Source organism: Streptomonospora mangrovi, assembly GCF_027604915.1.
In the GTDB taxonomy this organism is placed as follows: domain Bacteria; phylum Actinomycetota; class Actinomycetes; order Streptosporangiales; family Streptosporangiaceae; genus Streptomonospora; species Streptomonospora mangrovi.
The window spans coordinates 69,624-88,496 of record NZ_JAJAQC010000007.1 but is presented as its reverse complement, the minus strand read 5'-3'; the positions used below and the strand labels follow the sequence as shown (position 1 = coordinate 88,496).

The window sequence follows — 18,873 nt, the reverse complement described above, 5'->3', positions numbered from 1 at the left end:
GAGTCCGAGCCCAGGCGCCGTCCGACGCCGGCCGGAGCGGTCCCGCGCCGCCGCCGACCGCCGCCGTGCCGTTCGCCGCTGTCCGCTCCCGCCCACGGAGGCCCCCATGTCCCACGACCGCCACGAGCCGATCCGCGTCCGGGGCGCGCGGCAGAACTCCCTCACGGGGGTGGACCTCGACATCCCCAAGCGCCGGCTCGTCGTCGTCACGGGGGTGTCGGGGTCGGGCAAGTCCTCCCTGGTGTTCGACACGATCGCCGCCGAATCGGCCCGCCAGCTCAACGAGACGTTCACGGCGTTCCAGCAGGCCCGGCTGCCGAGCTACGCCCACCCCGACGTCGACTCCCTGGAGAACCTCTCCGCGGTGATCGTGGTCGACCAGCGGCGCCTGACCGGCGGGCCGCGCTCCACCGTGGGCACCATCAGCGACATCGGCGCCCGCCTGCGGCTGCTGTTCTCCCGCATCGGCGAGCCCTCGGCGGGGTACTCCCACGCCTACGGCTTCAACGACCCGGCGGGCATGTGCCCCGTCTGCGAGGGCCTGGGCGTGGCGGCCGTCGCGGTGGAGACCGAACTCGTCGACGACACCCGCTCCCTCAACCAGGGGGCCATCACCTTCCCCACCTTCAAGCCCGGCACCTGGCTGTGGAAGGCCTACGCCAGGTCCGGGTTCTTCGACCCCGACAAGAAGGTGGGCGACTACACCCCCGAGGAGCGGCACATCCTCCTGCACGCCCCCGCCGGCCAACTCACCCCGCCCGCCGGCATGGACGCCGTGGGCACCGCCTACGAAGGGCTGGTCACCCGGTTCAACCGCATCTACCTGCGACGCGAACCGGCGTCCTTCAAGGGCGCCCAGCGCGCCGCGTTCGAGCGCATCGTCGCCCGGCGGCCCTGCCCCGACTGCGGCGGCACCCGGCTCGCCGCGGCGGTGCGCGCCAGCCGGATCAACGGCCTGTCCATCGCCGACCACAACGCCATGCAGGTCAGCGACCTGGCCCGCGAGATCGCGCGCATCGACCGCCCTGAGGTCGCCCCGCTCGTGGCGAGCCTGCGCGCCGGTCTCGACCGCATGACGCGGCTGGGGCTGGGCTACCTCAGCCTCGACCGCGCCACCTCCACCCTCTCCGGCGGCGAGGCGCAGCGCGTCAAGACCGTGCGCCACCTGGGCAGCGCGCTCGCCGACATGCTCTACGTCTTCGACGAACCGACCGTGGGCCTGCACCCGCGCGACGTCCAGGCTCTGGGGGAGACGCTGCTGGAGTTGCGGGACCGGGGCAACACCGTGCTCGTCGTGGAGCACGACCCCGACATCATGGCGATGGCCGACCACGTCATCGACCTGGGACCGGGTGCCGGCGCGGCCGGCGGCCAGGTCGTCTACCAGGGGGACTTCGCCGGCCTGGCCGCCGCCGACACCCCCACGGGCCGGGGCCTGCGCGGCCTGCGCCCCCGCACCCGGACCCCGCGCGAACCCACCGGGTGGACCGCCGTCACCGACGCCACCACCCACAACCTCAAGCACGTCAGCACCCGGTTCCCGCGCGGGGTCATGACGGCCGTCACCGGTGTCGCCGGGTCCGGCAAAAGCAGCCTGGTCATGGGCAGCCTGCCCGCGGCCGACCCCGACGCGGTGCTGGTGGACCAGCGCCCGATCCGGGGGTCGCGGCGCTCCAGCCCGGCCACGTTCACCGGCCTGCTCGACCTGGTCCGCGACGTGTTCGCCAAGGCCACCGGGCAGCCCGCGAAGCTCTTCACCCCCAACTCCGCCGGCGGCTGCCCGGCGTGCGAGGGCAGCGGGGCGGTCTACACCGACCTCGCCTTCATGGACGGCGTGGTCACCCCGTGCGAGGTGTGCGGCGGGCGGCGGTTCACCCCCGAGGCGCGGTCCCACACCGTGGCCGGGCGCAGCATCGCCGACGTGTTCGAGATGAGCGTCACCGATGCCCTCGGCTTCTTCGAGCAGCCCGCCATCCGCGCCGTGCTCACCCGCCTCAGCGACGTCGGCCTGGGCTACGTCACCCTCGGGCAGTCCCTCACCAGCCTGTCGGGCGGCGAGCGGCAGCGGCTGAAGCTCGCCGCCGAACTCGGCGGACCCCACCGCACCATCGTCCTGGACGAGCCCACGACCGGGCTGCACATCGCCGACGTCGAGCGGCTGCTGGACCTGCTGGACCGGTTGGTGGAGGCGGGGTCGACCCTGGTGGTGATCGAGCACAACCCGGCCGTGGTCGCCGCCGCCGACTGGGTCATCGACATCGGCCCCGAGGCCGGCCGCGACGGCGGCACGGTCGTCTTCGAGGGCACCCCCCAGGACATGGCCGCCACCGCCGCCACCCACACCGCCGACCACCTGCGCCGCTTCCTGGGCGTGCCGCAGCGGGACTGAGCGGCGGCGCCCCGCCGGGCCGGCCGGGCGCCGCCCCGGCCCGGCCGGGGGAGCGCGCCGGGGCGGGCGTCTGGGACCCTTGCCGCACGGGACTTCGCGGTCGGCCGCAGGGCGGTCGGGCGCCGGGGCGAGGCGGTGGGGACATGCGGCAGGGGACCGTGCTGAACGGCCGGTACCGACTGGAGGCCGGGCTCGGCCGCGGCGGCATGGGGCAGGTGTGGCGGGCCCGGGACCTCGCCCTGGATCGCGTGGTGGCGGTCAAGCTGGTGCTCGACCACGCCTCGGGGGACGTGGCGGCCCGGCTGCGCCGCGAGGGTCGGGCCGCCGCCCGCCTGGACCACCCCGCGATCGCCCGGGTGTATGACACCGGCAGCCACGACGGGCGCGCCTACCTGGTGCTGGAGCTGCTGGAGGGGGAGGACCTGCACCGGGTGCTGGAGCGGCGCACATCGGGCCTGGCCGCCGAGGAGGTCGTGGACATCGGCGTCCAGGTGGCCGAGGGGCTGGCGGCCGCCCACGAGGCCGGTGTGGTGCACCGCGACGTCAAGCCCGCCAACCTGTTCTGGACCTCCGGCGGGCGGGTGAAGATTTGCGACTTCGGCATCGCGTGGCTGGACGACGCCACCCACGGCCTGACCCGGGGCGCGATCGGCAGCCTGCACTACATGGCGCCCGAGCAGTTCGACGCGCGGCCGGTGGACGCCCGCACCGACCTCTACGCCCTCGGCTGCACCCTCTACGCGCTGCTGGCCCTGCGGCCGCCGTTCACCGGGGACACGCCCGCCGTCATCCACGGCCACCTGAGCAAGGCGCCGCCGCCGCTGCCTGCCGCCGAGGTCCCCGAGCCGCTCGCCCGCGTGGTGGCCGACCTGCTCGCCAAGGACCCCGACCGGCGGCCCCGCACGGCCCGGGAGGTCGCCGGACGGCTGCGCGAGGCCCGGACGGACGCTCGCGCCGGCGCCCGCGCCCGCACCGCCCCCGGCGCCGAGCCCGGCGGGCGCGGCCGAAGCGGCGGGCGGCCGAGCGGGTCCAGGGCGCTGGGCATCGACCTCGGCACGGCGCACACGTGTGCGGCGGCCATGGTGGGCGGCGAGCCCGAGGTCATCCCCAGTGCCGAGGGGGCGCGGACGACCCCCTCGGTGGTCGTCTTCGCCGGCGACGGCGAGGCGCTCGTGGGCGAGGCCGCCCGGCGGCAGGCGGTCGCCAACGCCGAGCGGACCGTCCGCTCGGCCAAGCGCCGCATGGGCGCCGGCTGGACGGCCGGCCGCAACGGCGCCGTGTTCGACGCCCGGCGCGTCAGCGCGCTGGTCCTGCGCAAGGTCAAGCGCGACGCGGAGTCCTACCTGGGGGAGGAGGTCGCCGACGCGGTCATCACCGTCCCGGCCTGCTTCAGCGACGCCCAGCGCCGCGCCGTCGCGGAGGCGGGCGCGATGGCGGGCCTCAGCGTCCTGCGCGTCGTCAACGAGCCCACGGCGGCGGCGCTGGCCTACCACCTGGTGCAGGAGGACGAGGCCACCGTCCTCGTCTACGACCTCGGCGCCGGCTCCTTCAGCGCGGCGGTGGTCGAGGTCGGCGACGGCGTGGTCGCGGTCAGGGCCGTCGGCGGCGACCCCCGGCTCGGCGGCGACGACTGGGACCGGGCGGTCGTGGACCGGCTGGTGGAGTGGTTCGCGGCGCGCACGGGCGTAGACCTGTCAGCGGACGCGACGGCGCTGGAGCGGCTGCGCGAGGCCGCCGAGCAGGCCAGGATCGACCTGTCCGGCGCCGGTGAGGCCGCCGTCCACCTGCCCTACATCGCCGCCTCGGCCGACGGCCCGCTGCATCTGCACGACCGGCTGACCCGCGCGGAGTTCCAGCGGCTGACCGCCCACCTCCTGGACCGGACCAGGGACGCGGTCCACCGGACCCTGGCCGACGCCGAATGCCGGCCGGGCGACATCGACCGCGTGGTGCTCGTGGGCGGCGCCACCCGCATGCCGGCGGTCGCCGACCTGGTCCGGGAGTTGACCGGCGCGGAACCGGTCCGGGCGGTCCACCCCGACGAGGCCGTGGCCGTGGGCGCCGCGCTCGCGGCCGGCGTCCTCAAGGGCGAGGTCAGGCACTTCCTGCTGCTGGACGTCGCCCCGATGTCGCTGGGCGTCGAGACCAGGGGCGGGGTGTTCACCAAGGTCATCGAGCGGAACACCACCATCCCGACCAAGCGGTCGGCGACCTTCACGACCACCGAGGACGACCAGGAGCGGGTGCGCGTGCGCGTCTTCCAGGGCGAGCGCGAGGCCGCGCGGGACAACGAGCGGCTGACCGCCTTCCACCTCACCGGCCTGCCGCCGGCCCCGCGCGGCGTGCCGCGGATCGAGGTCGCCTTCGACGTCGACGCCAACGGCGTCATCACCGTCTCGGCCGAGGACCTGGGCGGCGGCTCCCGGCGCGCCCTCACCGTCGGCACCCCGCCCGACCGCTGGGCGGAGGAACCCGGCCACGACCTGGAGTTCGTGGAGCCCGACCCCGATCCCGACCCCGACCCCGGGACCCAGACCCCGGCCGACGCCCCTCCGCCCCAGGCTGAGGGTCGCTGAGGGACAGCCCCACCGGCCTCGGGTTGCGCAGAGCACCGCAAAACCGGATCATTGGGATGAAAACCGTTTTCATTCCCATGTGAAGGGCGGTCCCCGTGCCAACCACCGGTGCGCCGCCCGGCGCCCCCGTCCACGCGGCGCCGGGCGGATCCGCCGACCCCGGGGCCGCGCGCCCGCCGCGCCGCCTCGGCGCGCCGGCCGCAACCGCCGTGCTGGTGCCGCTGCTGGCGGCCTCGATCCTGCTCGCCATCGGGCTGGGCTCGGCCGGGGTCGCGCCGGCCGACACCCTGCGCTACCTGTGGGCGGGCCTGACCGGCGGGTCCATCCGCGCCGACGAGGTCCCGCAGTACCAGATCGTCTGGCAGTTGCGCACCCCGCGCGTGCTGCTGGCCGCCGTGGTGGGCGCCGGACTGGGCGCGGTGGGCGTCGCCGTGCAGGCCATGGTGCGCAACCCGCTCGCCGACCCCTACGTGCTGGGAGTGTCCTCCGGCGCGTCGGTGGGCGCGGTCGCCGTCGGCGCCTTCGGCCTGCTGAGCGCGCTGGGCGTCTACGCGGTGTCGGCGGGCGCCTTCACCGGCGCGCTGGCCGCCACCCTGCTCGTCCACCTGCTCGCCCGCTCCCCGCTGGGCACCACGCCGCTGCGCCTGGTCCTCACCGGCGTGGCGCTGTCGTTCGGGTTCCAGGCGGTCATGAGCACGGTCATCTACTTCACCCCCAGCGGCGAGGCCACCAGCGCCGTGCTGTTCTGGTCGATGGGCGGGTTCGGTGCCGCCACCTGGGGGGTGCTGCCGCCGGTCGCCGCCACCGTGGTCGCCGGAGCCCTCGCGCTGCGCGCGCTGGGCCGCCCGCTCGACGCGCTCGCGCTGGGCGACGAGTCCGCCGCCTCGCTGGGCGTGAACGCCACGCGGCTGCGCCGGGTGCTGTTCGGGCTGACCGCCCTGATGACCGGCGCCATGGTCGCCGTCAGCGGCGCCGTCGGGTTCGTCGGCCTGGTCGTGCCCCACGTGGTGCGCATCCTCGTCGGTGCCGGGCACCGCCGCGTGCTGACCGTGGCGCCGCTGGTCGGCGCGGTGTTCATGGTCTGGGCCGACCTCGCCGCGCGCGGCCTGGCCGCCCCGCGCGAACTCCCGCTGGGCACCATCACCGCCCTGGTGGGGGTGCCGGTGTTCGTCGTGCTGCTGCGCCGCCGGGGCTACCTGTTCGGGAGCCGATGATGGACCTGCGACTCGACGGCGTCACGGTGAAGGCCGCCGGACGCGCCCTGGTGCGGGACCTCTCCCTGCACGTGCCCGACGGCAGCGTGGTCGGCCTGGTCGGCCCCAACGGCTCGGGCAAGTCCACGGCGCTGCGCTGCGTCTACCGCGCGCTGCGGCCCACGCGCGGCACGGTCTGGCTGGACGGCACCGATATCACCTCGCTCAGCCTGCGCGCCGGCGCCCGCTCCGTCGCGGCGCTCACCCAGGAGAACAGCGGCGAACTCGACTTCACCGTGGCCGAGACCGTCGCCCTGGGCCGCACCCCCCACCTGCGCGGCAACGCCCCGCTCAGCGCGCGCGAACGCGAGCTGTGCCGCGACGCCATGGAGCGCATGGACGTCGCCCACCTGGCCGACCGGGGCGTGCTCACCCTCTCCGGCGGTGAGCGCCAGCGGGTGCTGGTGGCCCGGTGCCTGGTGCAGGAGCCCCAGGTGCTGGTGCTGGACGAGCCAACCAACCACCTCGACGTCCGCCACCAGGTGGGGCTGCTGTCGCTGCTGCGCTCCACCGGGCTGACCGTGCTGCTGGTGCTGCACGACCTCAACCTCGCGGCGGCGGTGTGCGACCGCATCGGCGTCCTGGAACAGGGGCGGCTCGTCGCCGCCGGGACACCCGCCGACATCCTCACCCCGCCCCTGGTGAAGCAGGTCTTCGGCGTGGACGCCGAGGTGGTGGCCCACCCGCGCACCGGCGCGCCGCAACTGCTCTACACCGTGGGCACCTGAAGGTCCGCCGCCGGAGCCGCCCCTCAGCGCCGCCCACCGTCCGGTCTGCGTCGTCCGGCCCGCACCGTCCGGCCCCCGCCGCTCCCGCCCCTAACCCCCACCGTCGCCCGCCCCCCAACCCCCCACCGCACCGATCCCCGCACCCCCGTTGGAAAGGCACCCCCATGAGACCGCACACCCACCCGGCGCCGCCCGCGCGCCGCTCCCTCGCCCTGCGCACGGCGGCCGGCGCGCTGGCCGTGGCCGCCACGGCCGCCGGCTGCGGCGCCCAGGTCGAGGACGGCGCCGAGGACGCCCGCACGGTCACGGTCCGGCGCTGCGGCGAGGAGGTCACCTACACCACGCCCCAGCGGGCGGTGGCCTACGAGGGCGGCAGCGCCGACAAGCTGTTCGCGCTGGGGCTCGCCGACCAGGTGCACGGCTACGTGATGCCCCCGGCCAACCCGCCGGTGTCGGAGTCGCCCTGGGCCGAGGACTACGAGCGGGTCGAGTTCCTCGGCGACGACCTGCTCAACCGCGAACTCGTGGTGGACGCCCGCGCCGACCTCGTCGTCGCGGGCTGGAACTCCGGCTTCAGCGACGAGCGCGGCATCACGCCGGAGATCCTGGACGACCTGGGCATCCAGAGCTTCATGCACACCGAGTCCTGCTACAACTACCCCGGCCACCCCGAGCGGGTCGCCCCGTTCGAGGGCCTCTACACCGACCTGGAGCGGCTGGGCGCGATCTTCGGCGTCGAGGACCGCGCGGCCGAGGTGGTGGCCGACCTGCGCGAGCGGGTCGACCGGGTGCGGGAGGACGTGCCCGAGGGCGACCCCGTGCCGGTCTTCCTCTACGACTCCGGCACCGACCAGCCGTTCACGGCGGCCGCGCAGGTGCCGCCCAACGACATCATCCGCTTCGCCGGGGGCCGCAACGTCTTCCACGACCTCGACGAGCGCTGGACCCAGGTCGGCTGGGAGGCCGTGGTGGAGGCCGAGCCCGAGGTGATCATCATCCTGGACTACGGCGACCAGCCCGCCGAGGAGAAGATCGAGTTCTTGAAGTCCTCACCCGCCACGGCCGAGCTGCCCGCCGTGCAAGAGGACAACTTCTTCGTGCTGGACTACAACGAAGGCATCTCCGGCCCGCGCAACGTCGACGGTTTGGAGAAGTTCGCCGAGTACCTGCGCGACCTGCGGACCGAGTAGGTGCGGAGGGTGCCGGTCGGTACCGACCGGCACCGCCCGGCAACGCCAGTCACCAGCACCACCCGCCGAGGAGTCCCGTGCCCGCCGAGCCGTCCGCCGACCCCCAGCCCGCCGCCGCGCCGAGCGCACCGACCGGGCGGCGGCTCCTGGGTGACCCCGCGTTCCTGCGGCTGTGGGCCGGGAGCACCGCATCGGGCCTGGCCACGTGGGCCCTGCCCTTCATCCTGGGGCTCGCCGTGCTGGAGGGGACCCTCACGGCCGCCGGTCTGGGCGCCGCCCTGGCCGCGCGCACGGCCGGGTTCCTGGCGGCGGTGCCGATCGCCGGTGCGCTGGCCGACCGGCGGTCCCGCCGGGGGGTGGTTCTCTGGTCGGGCCTGGCCGCCGCCGGTGCGTCGCCGCTGGTGGCCGTGGGCGCGGCGGAGTCGGCGGTGCTGATGGCGGCGGCAGCGGCGGTGGTCGGCGCGGGGCAGGGCGCGTGCCGACCGGCGTTCCAGGCGCTGACCGCCGAGGTGGTGGCCGAGCCGCGCCGCCAGGAGGCCAACGCCGCCCTGACGTTGTCGGTGCGGGTCACCACCCTGGTCGCGCCGGGCGCCACCGCGCTGGCGTCCACCGTGCTGGGCACCGGGGCGCTGCTGGCGGGCACCGCCGTGCTGTGGGCGGTGGCCGCGCTGCTGCCGCCGCGCGGCGCGGCGGCGCCCGCGGCCGGGCCGTCGGCGGCGGCACCCGGTGCCGCACCGGCTTCGGGTCCTGCCTCGGGCCGGTTCCGGCTGCTCGCCGACCTCGCCGAGGGGCTGCGCGAAGCCCGCCGGCACCCGTGGTTCGTGTCCGGGCTGGGCGCGCTGACGGCGGTGATCGCCACGGGCTACTCGGCCACCGGCGTCCTGCTGCCCGTGGTCAGCCGCGACGGCTTCGGCGGCGAGGCCGTCCTGGCGGGCGCGCTGACCGCCTACACCGCCGGGGCGCTGGCGGGCGCCGTGCTCATCGCCCGGCTGCGCCCGCCTTCGGCGGGCTGGGCCGCGCTGGCCGGGCTGGCCCTGTACGGGTTCGCGCCGCTGAGCCTGCTCTTCGCGGTCCACCCGGCCGTGGTGATCGCCGCCTACGTGGTGGCGGGGGTGGGGATCGAACTGTTCAACGTCCCGTGGTTCACGGCGGCGCAGCGGGAGGTGGAGCCGTCGAAGCTGGCGCGGGTGTCGTCGCTGGACTTCCTGTTCTCCTACGGCCTGGCCCCGGTGGGCTTGGCGCTCATCGCCCCGGCCGCCGACGCGTTCGGCACGGCGGCGGTCCTGGCGGTCTGCGCGGCCGTGTGCTTCGCCGCCCCTGCCGCCGCCGCCCTGGCCCCGGGAGCCCGCCACTTCACCCGCCCCACCGCCCCGCCCCCCGAGGCGCGTCAAGGGCGGTGACGGGACGGGAGCCGTGGCCCGTCTTCTGCGGCCCGACCTCTCTTCTGCGGCCCGACCTCTTCCGCCTGCGGCGCGGTTCTCCTCATCGCCGTCCCGTCGCGCGCTCCAACCGGTGACCGTGGGCGCACCCCGGCGCGGCGCCGGTCAGTCCCCCGCCTGCTCCAGCAGGGAGATCTGCCGGCTGACGGCGCGGAAGCCCTGCTCCAGGGCGCGCAGGTCGGCCAGCGGCAGGCGCATGAGGATGTCGCCGCGGAAGGGGCGGGCCACCATCAGGCGCCGCACGACCGAGGCCCCCAGGGGTGTGGCGTGGACGCGGCGGACGCGCTGGTCGCGGGGGTCGGGCGTGCGGACGGCGACGCCGTGGTCCACCAGCCGGTCCAGCACGCCCGACATCGAGGCCATCGAGACGCCGAAGGAGTCCGACAGGCCGCGCCCGGTGGCGCCCTCCTTGGTGGTGACCAACACCATAAGCACCCTGAGCTGCTGGATCGTGAGGTCCATCGACAGCAGGTTCTGGAGCAGGGAGGCCATCACGGCCTCCTCCATGGCCCCGTTCAGCTCCTGGATCTCGTGCACGAGGCGTTCGCGCTCGTGTTCGCCCTGCTCGGGCGCCTCCTGCCGCATGCCGCCATGATAGGGCGCCGCCGAAGGCGGCCCCGGAGGCAAATGCTTAGCCTGATGCTAACCTTTTTCGCGTCACGGACCATCCACACGCCGTCGCATCGGCACGGCCTCCCCGCGCGGGTCCGCCGTGGCGTCCGCGCCGCGAGGCGTCGGCAACGAAGTGAGGACTGCACATGAGCACCGCCTCCGGCGCGCCCTCCGACATCGACGCGTTGGCCGAGGGGATCGACCTCGACGCCCTGCGGGCCAAGTACGCCCACGAGCGCGCGCGCCGCCTGCGCCCCGACGGCGTGGCCCAGTACCGCTCCGCCGCCGGGGAGTTCGGTTACTACGCCACCGACCCCTACACCCCGCGCACCGAGCGCGAACCGCTGACCGACAGCGTGGAGGCGCTGGTGATCGGCGGCGGGTTCGGCGGCCTGGCGACCGGCGCGCGGCTGCGCCAGGCGGGTGTGGACTCCATCCGGATGCTGGACGAGGCGGGCGACTTCGGCGGCACCTGGTACTGGAACCGCTACCCCGGGATCCACTGCGACATCGAGTCCTACTCCTACCTGCCGCTGCTGGAGGAGGTCGGCTACGTGCCGAAGTGGCGCTACGCCCCCGGCGAGGAGATCCGCCGCCACGCCGTCGCCATCGCCACCACCTTCGACCTCTACCGCGACGCCCTCTTCCACACCCGCGTCACCGGCTTGACCTGGGACGACGAGGCGGAGGAGTGGACGGTCGAGACCGACCGCGGCGACCGGATGCGCGCCCGGTTCGTGATCACCTCCTCGGGCACGCTGACGCGGCCCAAGCTGCCCGGCATCCCCGGGATCGAGGCGTTCCGCGGCCACACGTTCCACACCAGCCGGTGGGACTACGGCTACACCGGCGGCGACCAGGACGGCGGGCTGCACAAGCTGGCCGACAAGCGCGTCGCGGTGATCGGCACCGGCGCCACCGGCGTGCAGGTCATCCCGCACCTGGGCCGCGACGCCGAGCACCTGTACGTGTTCCAGCGCACGCCCTCCTCGGTCGACGTCCGCGACAACCGGCCCACCGACCCGGAGTGGGCGGCGTCCCTCAAACCCGGCTGGCAGCGCGAGCGCATGGAGAACTTCCTCGCGGTCATCTCGGGCGAACCGGTCGATGCCGACCTCACGCGGGACGGGTGGACCTCCACGGCGCGGCTCCAGCGCAAGACGATCTCGGGCGCGCTGGACACCAGCGTGTCGCCCGAGGAGCGCGAGCGGATCGACGAACTGGTCGACGCGCGCAAGATGAACGCCATCCGGGCGCGCGTGGACGAGGTGGTGGCGGACCCGCGCACGGCCGAACTGCTCAAGCCCTGGTACCGCTACATGTGCAAGCGGCCCTGCTTCAGCGACCACTACCTCCAGACCTTCAACCGGCCCAACGTCACCCTGGTCGACACCGCCGACCACGGCGGCGTCACGCGCATGACCGAGGACGCGGTGGTGGTGGGCGAGACCGCCTACCCGGTGGACTGCGTCATCTTCGCCACCGGCTTCGACGTGGGGGTCTCGGGGGTGCTCTCCGGCACCATGCCGGTGCGCGGCCGGGGCGGGCGCGACCTGCTGGGGGTGTGGAGCCGCGGCCCGCGCACGCTGCACGGGTTCTACAGCAACGGCTTCCCCAACCTCTTCCACCTGGGCTCGTTGCAGAACGCCAACTCCGTCAACTTCGCCCACATCCTGCTGGAGCAGGCCGGGCACATCGCCGCCGTCATCGAGCAGGCCCGCAAGGCGGGCGTGGGGGTCGTGGAGCCGTCGCGGGAGGCCGAGGAGGAGTGGCTGCGCACCCTCCGGGAGTGCGCGCACGACAACTCCGCGTTCCACGCCCAGTGCACCCCCGGCTACTACAACCGCGAGGGCGCCGGGGTCAGGGGAGGCTCCACCTACAGCCCCGGTCCGGTGGCCTTCCACCGCCTCCTGGCGGAATGGCGCGAGACCCGCGTCCAGGAGGTCTTGGGCGCCAAGCCGTAGGCGGGGGTGCTGCGGGGGTGATGGGCGTGCGGCCATCGGCCCGCGCGCCGGGGGTGGAGACGGGGGACGGTGCGGCGAGGGCGGCGAGCATCGCCCTGGGCCTCGTCGCGATCCTGCGCCGCGACGTGGCCCGCCACCGCGCGTGGATGCTGCGCGGCTACGCGATCGGCATGGGGGCCGGCACCCAGGTGCTCACCCTCATGCCGTGGGCACTGGCGGAGGAGCCGGTGGGGGAGGGCGGCAAGGCGGTGTCCATGGCGGCCGGGTGGCTGATCAACCTCGCGGTCGCGGAATGGGCCGTGCACCGCGGCGGACGGCGGACTCCCGTGCCCGTCCGGGCCGGGGACCGATGAGAAACGCCGCTTTGGCGGGTCCACCATGTGAGGACGCCGAACCGGATCCGACCCAGGGAGGTCGCAGTGGGCGTATCGGTACTGGACATGTCGATGTCGCTGGACGGCTACATCGCCGGACCCGACGACGGGCCGGGGAACCCGGGCGGCGAGGGGTTCGCGCCGCTGCACGCGTGGGCGTTCACCCCTGAGGGCCGGATCCGGGACACGGGCGCGGCGGGGGAGCTGATGGGGGAGGTGGCGGCGTCGGGCGCGATCCTGGTGGGTCGGCGGACCGCCGAGCAGGTCGACCACTGGGGCGGCGACCACCACGGCCAGGGGGTGCCGATCTTCGTGCCCAGCCACCGGCCGCCCGGCCCGACCGTGGCCGACTATCCGCTGGTGACCTATGTCGCCGGCGGAATCGCCGAGACCATGGCGCGGGCCAAGGCCGCCGCCGGTGACCGCCGCGTGCATGTGATCGGCGCCTACACGGGGCGCCGGGCGATCGAGGCCGGGGTGCTGGACGAGATCCAGATGCACGTGGTCCCGCTGCTGTTCGGCGGCGGCCGCAGGCTGTTCGAGGTCCTGCCCGAGCGCGTGGAGCTGGAGGTCGTCCGGGTGGTGGACACGCCTGAGGCCACCCACATCCGCTACCGGGTCCGCCGCTGAGCGGACCGGCGCCATGCGGTCCCGGCCCCGGGGGCGTCCTGGCGTCCCGGCCCAGGCGCACCGGTGGCGGCGAGGCCGGCTCGGCCTTCGCAGGCCGGGGTGGCTTCGCCGGGCCGCTGTCGGGCCGCGCCGCTCCGCTCGGCCGCGCCGCTCCGCTCGGCCGCGCCGCTCCGCTCGGCCGCGCCGCCCGCTCGCCCGCCGGCCACCGACGACTCCGGCGCCCCGCGCGGATCCGCGCCGCTTTGCCGGGCCGCCGCGCCGTCTGGACGCCGCCGCCCCCACCACCGCCGGCTACCCGTGGAAAACGGCCTCGCGCAACTCGCGTTCGCGGCGGCGGTGGGTCTCGGCCGTGGCCGGGTCGTCGGCGGCCTCGGCGATCTGGGCCAGTTCCTTGTGGGCGTACGCCTGGCAGGTGGGCTTCTCCAGTGCCTCCAGCATCTCCAGCGCCCGCCGCGCGCGGGTGCGGGCGCCTTCCAGGTCGCCCGACATCCGCAGCAGCGCCGCCATGTCCAGGTGGCTGTGGGCGCGGTCGTCCGCGGCATCGGGGCCGTCGATGATCTCCAGCAGGTCGAACGCGGCGGCCAGGTGCCGGTGCCCGGCCGCCGCGTCCCCGGCCTCGGCCGCGTGGACGGCCCGGCGGCGGCGCACCAGCGCGTGGCCGGACCAGTCGTCGGTGCGCAGCCCCGCCTGCGCCTCGTCGAGCGCGGCCGCCGCGGCGGCCCGCTCCCCGCGCCGGTGGTGGAGTTGGGCCAGGTCCAGCAGCGCGCTCAGCCGGTCCTGGGCGGCGCCCATGTCGGTGAACACCGCGACGGCGCCGCGCAGGTGCCGCTCGGCCGCCGCGTCGTCGCCGCCGTTGCGCTGGTAGGACGCCAGCAGCACGTCGTCGCGCGCCGTGCAGTAGCTACAGGACATGTGCACGCTGTAGGCGCGCGCCCGCTCCACGGTCGCGCGGGCGTCGTCGTAGGCGCCTTCGTGCCACTGGATGTGGGCCAGCGCCGTCAGCGCCCCCGACGCGCAGTGCAGGTCGCCGGCCTCGGTCAGCACCTCCACCGCCCGCTCCAGGGTGGCGCGGGCGCGGTCGGTCTCCCGGGCGTGGCGCAGTTCGCCGGCCCAGCCCACCAGGAGATGGCCGGTGGTCTTGGGCGAGGCGCCGCGGAGCTGCCAGGTGTAGACGCGGTCCACCACCCACCGCGTGAACGGGCCGTCGGCCTCCTCGGCCGGGCCGGAGCGCATCGCCGGGTGGGTGGCCATCGCGTAGGACCGCAGATCCAGGCCGAGCAGCGCCAGGCGGCGGGCGGTGCGCAGCCACTCCCGCGCCTCAGGCGGGGTGCCCACCACGAGGGCGAGCTGGCCCAGCGCCCGCGACAGGTGCGCCCGCGCCCGCAGGTCGCGCACCGGCCGCATCCCGGCCAGCGCCCGGGTGCACAGGTGCACCCCGGTGCGGGCCAGCCCGCGCATCCGCAGGTAGGGGGTGATCTGCACGGGCAGCCGCCAGGCCCAGGGCATGATCCTCCGCTCCACCGCGCGCTCGGCGGCCAGCAGCAGCCCCTCGCGGTCCTGGTCGAGGGCGGCGTAGGCGTCGCGCTCGACCTTCGCGGCGAGCCCGCAGTAGGCGCCCGCCAGCCGTGCGAACGCCGCCTCGGCCTGCGCCGGGGTCTCCGCCCGCGCTGACCGCTCCAGCAGGAAGGACCGCACCAGGTCGTGCAGGCGGTACTGCCCCGCCCGCTCCTCGGCGGCCTCGATCAGGTGGCGGTCGTAGAGGCCGTCCAGGCGCTCCCGGGCGCGCGCGAGGGGGAGGTCGGCCAGGGCGGAGGCGGCCACGGGGGTGATCACCGCGGCGGGGTGGTGGGCGATGAGCCGCCCGAAGGTGCGCAGGTCCTCGGGGAGTTCGCCGTAGGACAGCTCCAGCATGTCCTCGACCGGCTGCTGCGACGCGGGCAGGCGGGCGAGCAGGTCGGCCACCGTCGCGGCGGGCCGGTGCGCCAGCCACGTCGCCGCCAGCACCACGGCCAGCGGCAGGCCGCCCAGCGCCCGCACCACCTCGGCGATGTCCTCGGTGCTCGCGGCGGCCGGGTGGTCGCCCAGGGCGTCGGCGAACATCCGCTGGGCCTCGCCGGCGGGCGGGGGCGTCAGCGAGACCGCCCGGACGCCGGGCAGGGCGAGGCGGGCGCGCGAGGTGAGGATGAGGGCCGAGCGGCCGTCGCCCGCCAGCAGGGGGCGCACCTGGTCGGCGTCGGCGACGTTGTCGACGACCACGAGCAGGCGCCGGCTGTTCAGCTCGGCGCGCCAGCGGGCCTGGAGCGCCTCCAGGCGGGCGGGCAGGGCGGCGTTGTCGTCGCTGAGTTGCAGCAGCAGCGCCTCGATCGCCTCGGCGGGCCGGTAGGGGTCCTGGCCGGAGGTGTGCGCGCGCATGTCCAAGAACAGCACGCCGTCGGGGAAGCGGGCGGCCACCTCGTGGGCGAGGCGCACGGCCAGCGCGGTCTTGCCGACGCCGCCCATGCCGTCGATGGCGTAGATCTTGGCGCCGCCGCCGTCGGCCTCGATGTGGTCGCGCAGGTGCGCCAGTTCCCGCTGACGTCCGGTGAAACCGGGCAGCTTGGGCGGCAGCGCGTTGACCGGCCCCGGGGCCGGGCGGGGGAGCGGGAAGGAGTGGCGGTGCTCGTGCACGACCCCGCGCCCCCGGCGGGGGCCGGCGCCGCCGGAGGAGCCCGGGGTGTCGGGGACGCCCTGGCTGCCGGGGGCGTCGGAGGCGTCGGAGGTGTCGGGGGCGGGGCCGCGCTCGGAGAGGTAGGACAGGACCGCGACGGTCGCGATGAGGACGGCGAGCAGCCCCACCAGCCACCACGCGACCGCCGACTGGCCGGTGACGATGTTGGTCACCGCGCCGACGGCGGCGGTGACGACGGAGATCGCCGCGAAGATCACGCCGCGGCGCCGCCCCGGGTTGCGTCGTCTCCGCTCCGGCATCCCGGCTCCCTCCGCCGCGCTTTTCAGGTATTAGAGCACCGCGCGGTCGCCCGAGTTCCCGAGCGGGGCGGCCGCCGCCTTCACGAGCGGGGCGGCGGCGTGCCCTTCAGGCGGGGCGGTGCCGCGCGTCGGCGTCCACATCGGCGCGCAGCATCGCCATGAAGTGGCCCATCGCGGCGTCGGCGGCCGGCCTGTCGCCGGTCAGGGCCAGCTCGAACAGCAGCCCGCGGGCCTGGGCGAGCGCGAGCCGGGCCAGGGTGTCGGCGCGGCCGGGCGCGGCCCCCGCGTCGCGGAACAGCCGCGCCAGCACGTCGGTCCATCCGGTGGCCATCCGGCGCCGCCAGGGGTCGGCGGCCGGGCGGGTGGCCATGGCGTGGCCGGACAGCTCGAAGAACAGCGGCGCGAACACCTGCGCGGTGTCGGCGAGGTGGTCCCAGAAGGCCGTCCCGGCGGCGAAGGGGTCCGCGTCGGTCGCGAGGAGCCCGGCGAGGGCGTCGCGCTCGCGGCGCTCGACGTGCTCGATCACCGCGCCGAGCAGGGCCTCCCGCGAACCGAAGTGGTAGTGCAGCATCCGGTGGCTGGTGCCCAGACCGCCCGCGAGCGCGCGCATGCTGGTGTCGCCCACGCCGTGCTCGGCGAACCACGCGACGACCCGGTCGAGCAGCTCCTCTCGGGCTTGGCTCATCGCCCTCCACGTCCTCCATCGTTTCGGTCGGGGCCGCCGGGATTCGGAGGTGCCGCTGGCACCCCTCCCCAGGAAATGTACCAACTGGTACATTTTGCGGGCGGGGATGGGGCGGTCAGAGATCAGGGGCCAGGGTTCAGAGGCCGAGGGCGGCGGAGGCGGCGCACGATGATCACCGTGGCGGGACGGGTCGAGGCGGCCCCGGAGACGGTCTGGCGGTTCATGGGCGCGCTGGACCGGTGGGACCGCATGCTGCCGACCATCGACGCCATCTCCCGTGTGGACGGCGGCGGCCCCGCCATCGGCGTCGGCGCCCGGTTCCGGGTGCGCCAGCCAGGGCTGGCGCCCGCCGTGTACGAGGTCACCGACTGGCGCCCCAACGCGGGGTTCACCTGGCAGGCGAGGTCGGTGGGCGTGACGACGGTCGCCGCCCACACCCTGCGCCCCGACGGCACGGGCACCCAGGTCGGCTTGTCGATCACCTGGACCGGCCCCGGCGCCTGGCCGGCCCGCGCCCTCTTCACCCGCAAGACCCGGGCCTTCCTCGCCGGCGAACTGGCCGCCTTCGCCCGCCTGGCCACTCAGGAGCAGTCACCCCCTGGCGGGTCCCGCCGGGAGTCCCGGAGCGGTGACGGGGAATGAGGTGCTGTCCGTGCACCGGCGCCGGAACCGTGGTCTCGGCCATGGGCGGCGCCCGGGTGCCGCCTCCGTCACCGCGCCGGCGGACATGGCCGGGCGGTCGCGGCTGAGCGGCGGCGTGCCCGGGGGAGTCCGCGCGGGCGGGGTCAGGAGACCGGGCGCAGGCCGGTGAGGGCCCATTCGACCTGGTCGGCGACCTGGCGGGTGCTCAGTGGGTCGGTGTGCAGCAGGAAGCGGTAGTAGAGCGGGGCGTAGAGGAGTTCGACCATCGCGCGGACCGGGACGTCGCCGCGGAGTTGGCCGTCGGTGACGGCCTTGGCCAGGCGGTCCTGGCAGGCGCGGGAGCGGGGCGCGATGACGGTGTCGCGCAGCGCGGCCGAGAGGTCGGGGTCGCCCTGGGCCTCGGCGATCACGCCCCGGTAGACGGTCCCGAAGTCGCTGTTGAGCAGGGCGACGAGCGCGGTGAGCTGGCTGGTGAGGTCGGCGGCGATGTCGCCGGTGTCGGGGAAGTCGAGCACGCCGCCGACCTTGTCGTTGATGGCCTCCAGCGCGAGCGCGCCCTTGGAGGGCCACCACCGGTAGATGGTGGGTTTGCCGACACCGGCGGCCGCGGCGATGGCCTCGATGGTGACCGCCGCGTACCCCCGCTGGACGGTCAGGGTGAAGACGGCGTCCAGGGTGGCGCGGCGCGACCGCTCGCTGCGCCGCCTGGGACTCGGCGTGCCGGATGTGTGACCCACGGCCCCGAGCCTAGCGGAACGTTACGCGGCGTTCTACCTTGACGCGAAACAGCAGGCCGGAGTAGGTTCCATACACGTTACGAAACGTTCCGTAACGTCAGAACGCGCGCGCCCGACCGGGCCGCGTCCGGAAGGGGATCGCCATGACCAGCACCGACCAGCGCACCTACGAAGGCTTCACCGCCGAGGAGCGGGCCGCCATGAAGGACCACGCCACCGAGGTGAAGAAGGCGGCGCGCCGCACCTCCAAGGCGGACAAGGCGGCGGAGGCGCTGCGCGACGTCCTCGACAAGATCGCCGCCATGGACGAACCCGACCGCGGCATGGCCGAGCGGGTCCACGCCGTCGTCACCGCCAGTGCCCCCGAGTTGGAGCCCAAGCTCTGGTACGGGATGCCCGCCTACGCGCTCAACGGCAAGCTGATCTGCCACTTCCAGAGCCGCGCCAAGTTCAAGTCGCGCTACGCCACGCTCGGGTTCAGCGACCAGGCCCGCCTGGACGATGGCGCGATGTGGCCCGCCTCCTACGCCTTGGACGAGATGACCCCCGAGGTCGAGGCCCGCATCGCCGACCTCGTGGCCCGCGCGGTGGCCTGAGCCGCCGCCCCGCGCACCGGCGCCCGCGCGGGGCGGCCGCACCGCGCCCGCGGGCGGGCGCGGCCATCTCAATACCCATGGGTATCCGATA

General features: G+C 75.4%; 14 protein-coding genes and 2 pseudogenes. 12 read left to right on the top strand and 4 right to left on the bottom strand.

Going from position 1 to position 18,873, the window contains the following annotated elements; translation table 11 throughout:
- The first annotated feature begins 106 nt into the window (after nt 1-106).
- The 7 genes and pseudogenes from LG943_RS05710 (at nt 107) to LG943_RS05680 (ending at nt 9,536) form a co-directional block, all read left to right on the top strand.
- Complete coding sequence (locus LG943_RS05710; RefSeq protein WP_270071120.1) at nt 107-2,389, top strand: excinuclease ABC subunit UvrA; 2,283 nt, start codon at nt 107-109, stop codon at nt 2,387-2,389.
- Nucleotides 2,390-2,532: 143 nt separating this feature from the next.
- A pseudogene (locus LG943_RS05705) lies at nt 2,533-3,234 on the top strand (serine/threonine-protein kinase); the annotation flags it as partial.
- 234 nt (nt 3,235-3,468) lie between these two features.
- Nucleotides 3,469-4,830 (top strand): annotated as a pseudogene (locus LG943_RS05700) (Hsp70 family protein); the annotation flags it as partial.
- 230 nt (nt 4,831-5,060) lie between these two features.
- A complete protein-coding gene (locus tag LG943_RS05695; protein WP_270071119.1) occupies nt 5,061-6,179 on the top strand; it encodes a FecCD family ABC transporter permease in 1,119 nt (372 codons plus the stop codon).
- Nucleotides 6,179-6,946, top strand: a complete 768-nt coding sequence (locus LG943_RS05690; protein ID WP_270071118.1) for an ABC transporter ATP-binding protein — start codon at nt 6,179-6,181, stop codon at nt 6,944-6,946. The genes LG943_RS05695 and LG943_RS05690 overlap by 1 nt, the downstream gene beginning before the upstream one ends.
- Before the next feature lie 164 nt (nt 6,947-7,110).
- Nucleotides 7,111-8,136, top strand: coding sequence for an ABC transporter substrate-binding protein (locus LG943_RS05685; protein ID WP_270071117.1), 1,026 nt, complete (start codon nt 7,111-7,113; stop codon nt 8,134-8,136).
- 77 nt (nt 8,137-8,213) lie between these two features.
- Nucleotides 8,214-9,536 (top strand): MFS transporter, encoded by a 1,323-nt coding sequence (locus LG943_RS05680; RefSeq protein WP_408648551.1) that lies wholly within the window; start codon nt 8,214-8,216, stop codon nt 9,534-9,536.
- Nucleotides 9,537-9,680: 144 nt separating this feature from the next.
- Here LG943_RS05680 and LG943_RS05675 read toward each other — a convergent pair whose 3' ends face one another.
- Entirely contained in the window at nt 9,681-10,160 is a 480-nt protein-coding gene (locus LG943_RS05675) for a MarR family winged helix-turn-helix transcriptional regulator (protein ID WP_270071116.1), read from the bottom strand.
- A 173-nt stretch (nt 10,161-10,333) separates the two neighbouring features.
- Here LG943_RS05675 and LG943_RS05670 point away from each other — a divergent pair, with 173 nt between their 5' ends.
- From LG943_RS05670 to LG943_RS05660, 3 genes are all read left to right on the top strand, one after another.
- Complete coding sequence (locus tag LG943_RS05670) at nt 10,334-12,151, top strand: flavin-containing monooxygenase (protein WP_270071115.1); 1,818 nt, start codon at nt 10,334-10,336, stop codon at nt 12,149-12,151.
- Between the two features lie 26 nt (nt 12,152-12,177).
- Entirely contained in the window at nt 12,178-12,504 is a 327-nt protein-coding gene (locus LG943_RS05665) for a DUF2306 domain-containing protein (RefSeq protein WP_270071114.1), read from the top strand.
- A 66-nt stretch (nt 12,505-12,570) separates the two neighbouring features.
- Nucleotides 12,571-13,155 carry a dihydrofolate reductase family protein gene (locus LG943_RS05660; protein ID WP_270071113.1) on the top strand — a complete coding sequence of 195 codons (585 nt, stop codon included), beginning with the start codon at nt 12,571-12,573 and terminating at the stop codon, nt 13,153-13,155.
- A gap of 291 nt (nt 13,156-13,446) precedes the next feature.
- Here LG943_RS05660 and LG943_RS05655 read toward each other — a convergent pair whose 3' ends face one another.
- Nucleotides 13,447-16,122: an ATP-binding protein gene (locus LG943_RS05655; RefSeq protein WP_270071112.1), complete on the bottom strand. Its 2,676-nt coding sequence runs from the start codon at nt 16,120-16,122 to the stop codon at nt 13,447-13,449.
- Between the two features lie 106 nt (nt 16,123-16,228).
- Nucleotides 16,229-16,807 carry a TetR/AcrR family transcriptional regulator gene (locus LG943_RS05650; protein ID WP_270071111.1) on the bottom strand — a complete coding sequence of 193 codons (579 nt, stop codon included), beginning with the start codon at nt 16,805-16,807 and terminating at the stop codon, nt 16,229-16,231.
- A gap of 177 nt (nt 16,808-16,984) precedes the next feature.
- Between LG943_RS05650 and LG943_RS05645 the strand changes: the two genes are divergently transcribed.
- A complete protein-coding gene (locus tag LG943_RS05645) occupies nt 16,985-17,449 on the top strand; it encodes an SRPBCC family protein (RefSeq protein WP_270071110.1) in 465 nt (154 codons plus the stop codon).
- 143 nt (nt 17,450-17,592) lie between these two features.
- Here LG943_RS05645 and LG943_RS05640 read toward each other — a convergent pair whose 3' ends face one another.
- Entirely contained in the window at nt 17,593-18,186 is a 594-nt protein-coding gene (locus LG943_RS05640) for a TetR/AcrR family transcriptional regulator (protein WP_270071109.1), read from the bottom strand.
- 143 nt (nt 18,187-18,329) lie between these two features.
- Between LG943_RS05640 and LG943_RS05635 the strand changes: the two genes are divergently transcribed.
- A complete protein-coding gene (locus tag LG943_RS05635) occupies nt 18,330-18,782 on the top strand; it encodes an iron chaperone (RefSeq protein WP_270071108.1) in 453 nt (150 codons plus the stop codon).
- The last annotated feature ends 91 nt before the right edge of the window (nt 18,783-18,873 follow it).